Origin of the sequence: Vibrio sp. RM-69-4 (assembly GCF_024743775.1) — a bacterium.
GTDB classification, from domain to species: domain Bacteria; phylum Pseudomonadota; class Gammaproteobacteria; order Enterobacterales; family Vibrionaceae; genus Vibrio; species Vibrio anguillarum.
In genome coordinates this window covers 54,592-62,981 of record NZ_JAMQXI010000022.1, presented here as the reverse complement: position 1 = coordinate 62,981, position 8,390 = coordinate 54,592, and the positions used below count along the sequence as shown (strand labels likewise).

The following is an 8,390-nucleotide window of genomic DNA, read 5'->3' as shown; positions in this document are numbered from 1 at the left end:
TGCAGTAGATACTCCCGCGTAAGGTTTAAAGACTCCACTTGGCAGACTCACAATTCCTTCCAACTGATTGTTTTCCAGCAGTTCCTGACGTAATTGCAGGTGTCCTTTAGAAGAACCGAACAAAACTCCATCAGGCACAATCACCGTAGCACGTCCACCTAATTTCAGTGCCCGTAGAATATGAGCGACAAACAGCAATTCTGTCTTTTTGGTTTTTGCCATTCCTAATACATCTGGATTGGTATTCATTTCATCCAAGCTGCCCTTAAATGGAGGATTCGCCAAAATTACATTGAAGAAGTTCTCTTCCTGCTTAGGAAAGTTCTCTTTAATCGACTTACTCAAGGTATCCTGATAATGAATATTCGCGCCATTCACACCATGAAGCGCCATGTTCATACTACTTACCCGCAGCATGGTAGTATCAAAATCAAAACCCCAGAACATATCTTGATTAATATGATCTCGGTAAGGTTCTAATAGATCGCCCGAATACTGTTTATTACCATCTTCATCCTCAAAGATACCTGCCGCACTAGAATGAGTACGGTTTAAATATTCCATCGTGCGAGCTAAAAACCCCGCTGTACCACAAGCTGGATCACAAATGATATCCGTTGGCTGCGGATCGATGAATTCAATCATGGAGTCAATGATATGGCGTGGGGTACGAAATTGTCCGTTGATACCGGCAGTGGTTAACTTACTCAACAAGTATTCGTAGATATCACCTTTAACATCGCTCTCAATAAGAGGTAGACGGTCTACTGCCCCAACGGCGCTGGTCAATACCGATTCATTTTTAATCTCAAGATCAGCGTCTTGCATATATTCGCCGATACTACCTAACGCTTGTTTCTGGTCACCATTTTGCTCGTCAACATCTTTATCTAACTCATGACCAATTTCGGCAAAAAAAGGAAATACTTTGTCCTTGAGGTGAGAGTGAAGTGCTTTCCCGCTTAAATTTTTAAAGTTCTTCCAACGCAGCAACTGCCCTTCTGGCGTATTAGGAAACAAGCGATCAAATTCTTTACCGGAACGATTTGCTTTACGCTCAGCGACATCTTCCTGCATATCCAACATTCGAGCAAACATCAAATAGCTGATCTGCTCAATCACAGTCAGTGGGTTGGTGATACCGCCTGTCCAGAATTGTTCCCAGAGTTTATCGATATCATTACGGATTCTGCCTGTTAGCATGTGTTATCTCGCTTTATAAATTTTTGTTTGTAAATTCAGAATATAAATTGACAACGGTGCAACCCATCATCGCTTGCTATTAAACGGGGAATTATACCCAGTTAATCATTGTTAAATACGGAATCATTGCATCCTCCAAAGTAACTGGTCACATTACATACCGGTTGGTTGAATATCATCCTGGATAAAGGGTTTAAGTACCGTGATTAGTTCGTTGATATCATCCTGTGGAAATACACCATAAATCCCATCATAAGAGATGGAGGTAAATGGAGCTTCATAAAGCTTATCAACAATGATCGAACCATGCTGCGCAATATAACTTTTCAGCTGATTCATAAACCGAACCTGCTTGGCGGTTAGAGTCGGATGCGCATGCAAAAAGTTTTTGAAAACTTCTTCAACTGCTTCCCCATCCAACCCAATAATTTCTCGTACAGTCAGGTGTAACTGATCTGCTGTTCGACCATAAAATTCATTCAGCACATCCAGACTCACACCAGGATGTGAGGTAAGTATGGTCGACGTTAACGATTTGAATTCGTCTTCAGCAATCGGCTCGCCTTTACGAATTTTCTGTAGTGTTGGGTTAGCCGCAATCATTTGATCCAGAATATCTTTAAGACGACGACGATAAATCATCGCTTCATTCGCCCCAGGTATAACCACTTTTCGATCTTTTTCCTTGATATTCGTATCGCCAATTTTGGTCGTTGGTGTGGCATAAATTCCGCCACCGACGTTCTGACGATACTTCATAATACCGCGCAGTTCTTTGCGGACATTTTCCAGTTTTTCAACACTTGGATTTTGCCAAAAATCTGCGCTGCGAACTTCAGCTATCACCAAATCTTTCTGACGTACAGCCTGGATATTGATCGCTAACTTATCGATCTCTTCCAACAATTGTATTTTCCCGTCGTCGAAACAACTCGCTTGCTCGACTAAACAACGTTCAATACTTGCCATCAGTTTATCTAGTTGCGTCGCATGTTTATCACGCAGTACTCGTGCTGACATCAATGGCGCGATGGTGTTTGCTAACACATGTTGCGTTTTCGCATCCATTTTCTGCAGTAAATCCGTTTGCTGTAGTTGATGCACAATACGCAGTTCTCTTTTCACCGCAACACTGGTATCCGGAAGGTCATTAATATCCATCCGCAATAGTTCAATGGCTGCATCAAACCCTGCTGCATGATTGTGCTTTAAAGCGGCTTGAGCTAATTCTAAACGAGCTTCAAACGTGGTTTGTAAAAGAGATTTACTCCCGGTATCTTCAGGCTCTTGATACTCTTCTTCAAAGAAGTCAAAGTTGCCGTAGTGATCAAAAATCAAAAACTCTTTTTTGTGTTTATCTTTACCAAACAGATCATTACACAGACGCGTTCCACGCCCAATCATCTGCCAAAATTTCACCCATGATTTAACAGGTTTGGCGAACACCAAGTTCACAACCTCAGGCACATCAATACCGGTATCGAGCATATCGACAGAAATCGCTATGCGAAAATCATTGTGACTCTTTTTAAATTCCTTAATCAGACTATCGACATGTGGAACCTTGTTGTGAATCACCTTACAAACTTTTGTTCCATATTGTGGATACAGTTTGCAGAATAATTTTTCCAGTTGCTCAGCATGCTCCTGACGTTGAGCAAAAATTATCGACTTACCCACCAGTGAGCCAGTTTCATCCTTGATACCGTTATTCATCAGGTTTTCAAGAATAATTCGATCGGTTTTTTCACTAAAAATCTTACGACCAATATCTTTGCCTGCAACCGTCGTTTGCTGGGCCTCTTCAACACCAAGCTCCTCTTCTAACTGGCGTTTTTGTTTGTCGCTTAAATCATTATAGTGAATCCCATCGCGTAAAAATCCGGTAGTGAGGTCTTTTACACGAAAAGGCACTAAATATGGCGGTTCATTATTTATCGCCGCATCTAATCCAAATTCAAAGGTAGGATCCGTTGTTTCACAATCAAACATATCAAAGGTATTACGACTGATAAATTTGACTGGAGTTGCCGTTAACCCCATCTGGAGCGCATCGAAATAATCAAACAAATCGCGATATTTATTATAAATACTGCGGTGAGATTCATCGGCAATAATCAAATCAAAGAAACCAACATCTAACTGAGCAAATCGGTTCATCATACCAGGGTAAGTAGCGATATAAATTCTCGCAGTTGGGTCGATTTTATTGATTTTCCCAACAACGCAGCGAGGCTCAGACGGCAAGTTAAACTTAAATGCATCATCTGCCTGAACTCGCAATTCTTTACGATCACACAAAAACAAAACGCGTTTTGCCCAGCCGGTACGGAGCAGTAATTCAGCTAAAGCAATCGCAACACGGGTTTTACCTGTTCCGGTAGCCTGAATAATCAGTGCCTTACGGCGCTGCTTCTGAAAATGCTCAGCCACTGTTTTAATGGCTTCAATCTGATAAGGACGATCAACAATGTTCAAATCTGGGTTGAATTTTTCTAATTCAGCCGTTCGGTAATGTCTCTGATAGATCAGATAACCCAAACTGTCTTGACTATAAAAGCCGTAGACAGGCCGGTAGGCATTATATTGATGATCATCCCAGATAAACGTTTCATAGCCATTTGAATAGAAGATAACCGGACGTTGGTATCCCATTCCTTCAAAAGCATCCGCATATAAGCGAGCCTGTTCACGACCAGCCTGCAAGCTGACTTCACTTGATTTTTTCGCTTCAATTACCGCAAGTGGATGACCATTGCTTCCCCACAATACATAATCGACATAACCTTTCCCCGATGAATTATCAGGGAAATCCACTTCTACTTCTTGACCAACTTGAGCCTTATTATGGATGTCCCAACCAGCCTGTATAATCATGGCATCAATCAATATTTCACGGGTTTTCTTTTCATTCCACTGAAGGCTATCCGCGACTTGCTGACTTTGTTGTTGTCGCTGATGTCGTTCTGCAGTATTAGGCTCAGGTAATTTATCACTATGTTGAGTGCGTTCCTGCTCCAATTGCTCCATAACTTTGTCGAGTTCATCTTGCTGTTTTTTGAGCTCTTTTTCATAACTGGAGACTGATTTCTTCAGTTGAGTTAGCATAGATGTTGGATCTGGAATATCAGTAAAAGCAGGGATCTGGTCTTTCTTTTTACCGTAATATTTTATGCCAATGTACATAGCAAGTTGATGAGCGATACCCAGTGCCATGTGTGCATTGCGTAATTCGCCTTCAGCACCATGAGCAGTATCATTGCCCTGGACACGTAAAAAGTTGATTTGATAAGTAAGCGATTTAGTCACGCAGTCCGAAAATACCGGGCTTTTGGTTAACTCGTAAAAAGTAGCCTCTGGTAGCCTTGGCAAGCGCTCTTCTTTATAAATGGATTTGGTTAATTCTTCAGCAAAGTTACGCAGACGAGTCAAAGCACTTCCAGGATCAATATGTAATACTGCCTCAGCCAACCCGCCAAGATTAGCCAGCACTTCATTTTCTGGTCGTAAAAATTCAAAGTTTACAGATTTCATAAAATTTATTATGTCCATACTCGTCTCCCCTATTGCACAAATGACTAATAGCGAAGACCGTGCCAAGTTTATTCCCTCGTTAGGAAATACCGTATTTTTCCATCCAATTATTTAGATTTTGATAACTTTTCAAGCCAATAAGTTTTGCAGCATTCGTTTTATTCCCACCACAATGTTCAAGAGCTTGGCGAATATACTGAGATACAACATCGCCCATAATACCTTGAATATCAACACCTTGAGATATATCTCGGTTCATAATATTCGAATCTTTTTCTGGCATTTGGAACAATGCTTGTCGAATATCATCTGAAGTAATGGTTTTGTCTTCGCACCAAAGTAGAGCTCTTAACAAAGTTGATTGCAATTCACGGACGTTCCCCTTCCATGAATGTTTTAGAATAAGATTTTTTGCATCAGGAGAAATTATTTTATGCTCTAAACTTGATTCTTGAAAACTTAGCGCTTCAAGCAGAGAGTCAGCTAAAAGCAGTAAATCGCCTTCTCGCTCTCTGAGCGGAGGTAAATGCAATACCCCAACAGCAATTCGATAAAACAAATCTTCTCGGAAAGTTCCATTAGAGACGGCTTCCATTAAGTTTCGGTGAGTCGCAGTAATCAATCGAACATCGACCTTCTGCTCTTTAGTTCCACCAACAGGAGTAAACGAGCCCTCCTGTAACACGCGTAATAGACGAACTTGAACATTCGTTTCCAGCTCTCCAAATTCATCTAAAAATAGAGAACCACCATTCGCCTGTTCAAATACGCCAGGTTTATCAGCTGTTGCCCCTGTAAATGCGCCCTTTTTATGACCGAATAGTACGGAATCCACTAATTCCGGAGGAATAGCTCCACAGTTTAAAGCCACGAAAGGTTGTTTATCTCGACTGCTCGCGTTATGGATAGCTCTGGCAAATAATTCCTTACCGGTTCCTGTTTCACCATAGATAAGCACAGGCACATCATGCTCTGCAATGACCTGGGCTTGAGCTTTAAGCTTCATCATCCGTGGATTACGAGTAATGATATTGTCAAATGCAGCATCTATTGGTGTGCTAGTTTGTGCTAATTGTCCAATTTTATCGCTGGCTAGCGTTTTCGCAGCGGGAATGTATTCTGCCGACAATTCAAAAGGAATCTCTATCTTTTGAACGCCTTGCTGAATGGAAGACTGATAAAAGTCACAGGCATAACGAGTCTTGCCCAGTAGTATCCAAACAGCCTGCATTGCAGGAGTGCCAGGACTGAGTAGGATGGACAAATGATCGTTATTAACATCAAACGAAGAAAGGTGTTTACTTGCTTGAAGATAAATTTCGCTGAAATTTATTGGTGATGATAGGTTGGCAAATTTGGCATTAACAGGAACATCTGTTTGGCTCTTTAGCCAATCAAGATATGGCAATACACGCTCATCAGGGTAATTATAAATAAACTCAGCAGCGTCAAACGCTTCAGTTTCCAATGTAGAAGCAATTGGACCAATAGGTTCATTTTTTTTGGGGTCATGACCTGTTGATTTCAAATCCGTATCGCCAATCCAGCTAACTAGTACACGTCGACTTTTCATGTTTACCTTTTCTATTTCAACATATTGATTCACCGAACATAAATTCCGTGCACTACACAATACCATGTATATGAAACAATGAACGATATTACCCTAAAAATTTTAAAATTTAATACAAACTGTATCTAAAAAAGCAGGCTTATACTGCATGATGTTGTCGAGGTCTGTTTACCTAGTCAGATGAGTAATGTTGCCATCGTCTTCTTTGGAAAATACGTTTAACCTGCGACAGCATCACCTATTACAAACTCACCAAAATTACACGATTTTAAGAATTACATGATTCATGTAATTTTCCAAATCGTGTAAAAATGAACTAAGTTAATCAGCTCCTTGCCATTTGAGCCATAATCAATAGAATCTGGCCGAACCTAACTACCATTCGGTGTACTGTATGAAAAATGAATTTGACGAGCTTTTGCCAAACTTGGAAGAGTTCAGTATGGCAAACGTGCCTTTTAAAGTCGTAGATCCCTCTAGTCTACCTACAAAAACTCTTACTGCATTTGATAAGTTTATGGCTGGCGCTAGTGTCCCGCACCGAGTATTTGTATACAGTCAGGACTATGCAAGATTCTGTATGCTAGTTCGCCGCGGTGATATAAAAATTAGCTAATTTGTATCGTGGGAGGGCAATATTTCCTTCCCTCTTCTTAATCCCCCTAACTCTGAGAAGTTCGCGAGATCGGTAGTTAATCCCCAAAATTCTCTAAACATGATCAACGCTAAATATTGAAATCGCAGTAACATCATGTTTTAAAACATTATTTTGATCAAAACCACAAAGTGACGTAAAACTATTCGCATTAATTTAATCAAGAGTTAAGTATCAACATTCAACTCAAAGAGCTTTAGCTGAGCTTAATGCAAGTGAGTGGGATATTGATGAAGACGATGTTACTGCAACGACCAAAGCCATTCGAAGATGAAAGTCTTGAGAGCTATTTAATCCGAATCGCAAACAGAAATGGTTACCAAGATGTTGATCGTTTTTTGTCTGCACTTAAACACTATTTGTGCGATGGGGATTCTGAGAAATTTTCCTCATTCCCCACTGATATCCGTCGAATAAACCCATATTCATCAAAACATAGCTCAGCTGCTAGAAGTCATGCTCTCCATCAGATAAGTCAATTAACATTTACTGAGCCCGTTGATTTACTGAAGTTAACCATTAATCGTTCACCACTTAAATATTCCCCATCAGTAACAGCACTTATCCGTGGTTGCGAGGTTTTCCCTCGATCTTTACTAAGGACCAATATCATCCCGGTATGCCCCGTTTGCCTTCAGGAAAATGGATACGCCAGCTATTTATGGCATTTTGAAGGTTATGACTACTGCCATATTCACGACCTTGCTCTAACCTATAACTGTCAATGTGGCGAACCTTACGACTACCGAGTAAGCGGTTTACAACTAGTTTGCTGCTCATGTGGAGCGACACTAAATCATTTATTAGAAAAGCCAACTGATAGGTCATCCGACATTTCTCACTGGCTAGCAGGTGAAACCATAAAATGGTTACCAGCAGCTCCCGTAAATTATCGTTGGGGGCTAGTTCATTGGTGGATGAACAATAAAAAATCAAAAGAACTGGAAACAGAGAGCTTCACTATTTTTTGGGGAAATTGGCCCGATTCCTTTCATAACCTAATTCACGAAACTCTTAGTTACAATCAGACCTACTCACTGGTAGCACCCAACCAATGGAGACTTAAAGACTTACTAGGGGAAATACTTTTTAGCTCAATAAACTTGCCAGGTCGAAATCTACAATACAACTTGATACTGAGGGAGCTTTTCCATTATCTAGAAAATCATTTGTGGGAAAACAATGGATTGATTGCAAACCTAAGACTAAGCGCCTTTGAGGTTTCTCTAATTTTAGGCTGCAGTACTGAAGAAGTAGCGTCTATGTCAGAACAAGGATTGTTGATTCCCATACAAAACAGGAAACGTTATGAACCGATGAGTCTAACAAACTGCATTTTTCATTTTGGTGACGTCTTCTGCCTTTGGTTAGCTGAATTTCAGACAGATGAATTCAACCGTTCATTTTATACCTCACGATGGTGAT

At 40.6% G+C, this 8,390-nt stretch carries 5 protein-coding genes; 2 read left to right on the top strand and 3 right to left on the bottom strand.

Features of this window, described 5'->3' with window-relative positions:
* The 3 genes from NB504_RS02785 to NB504_RS02775 all read right to left on the bottom strand — a co-directional run.
* The coding region (locus tag NB504_RS02785) for a class I SAM-dependent DNA methyltransferase (protein WP_258428219.1) at positions 1–1,203 on the bottom strand (1,203 nt) is incomplete at its 3' end.
* A 153-nt stretch (positions 1,204–1,356) separates the two neighbouring features.
* Positions 1,357–4,755, bottom strand: coding sequence for a DEAD/DEAH box helicase family protein (locus tag NB504_RS02780; RefSeq protein ID WP_258428218.1), 3,399 nt, complete (start codon positions 4,753–4,755; stop codon positions 1,357–1,359).
* Between the two features lie 61 nt (positions 4,756–4,816).
* Complete coding sequence (locus NB504_RS02775) at positions 4,817–6,310, bottom strand: sigma-54-dependent Fis family transcriptional regulator (protein ID WP_258428217.1); 1,494 nt, start codon at positions 6,308–6,310, stop codon at positions 4,817–4,819.
* 394 nt (positions 6,311–6,704) lie between these two features.
* Between NB504_RS02775 and NB504_RS02770 the strand changes: the two genes are divergently transcribed.
* Together NB504_RS02770 and NB504_RS02765 are read left to right on the top strand one after the other, a co-directional pair.
* Positions 6,705–6,926 (top strand): hypothetical protein, encoded by a 222-nt coding sequence (locus tag NB504_RS02770; RefSeq protein ID WP_258428216.1) that lies wholly within the window; start codon positions 6,705–6,707, stop codon positions 6,924–6,926.
* Between the two features lie 269 nt (positions 6,927–7,195).
* The gene (locus NB504_RS02765; protein WP_258428215.1) at positions 7,196–8,389 is read left to right on the top strand and encodes a TniQ family protein; all 1,194 of its coding nucleotides are present in this window, start codon (positions 7,196–7,198) and stop codon (positions 8,387–8,389) included.
* The last annotated feature ends 1 nt before the right edge of the window (position 8,390 follow it).

Coding starts and splice junctions, on each gene's coding strand:
- NB504_RS02780 (WP_258428218.1), bottom strand. CDS start 4,755: ATGGACATAATAAATTTTATGAAATCTGTAAACTTTGAATTTTTACGA.
- NB504_RS02775 (WP_258428217.1), bottom strand. CDS start 6,310: ATGAAAAGTCGACGTGTACTAGTTAGCTGGATTGGCGATACGGATTTG.
- NB504_RS02770 (WP_258428216.1), top strand. CDS start 6,705: ATGAAAAATGAATTTGACGAGCTTTTGCCAAACTTGGAAGAGTTCAGT.
- NB504_RS02765 (WP_258428215.1), top strand. CDS start 7,196: ATGAAGACGATGTTACTGCAACGACCAAAGCCATTCGAAGATGAAAGT.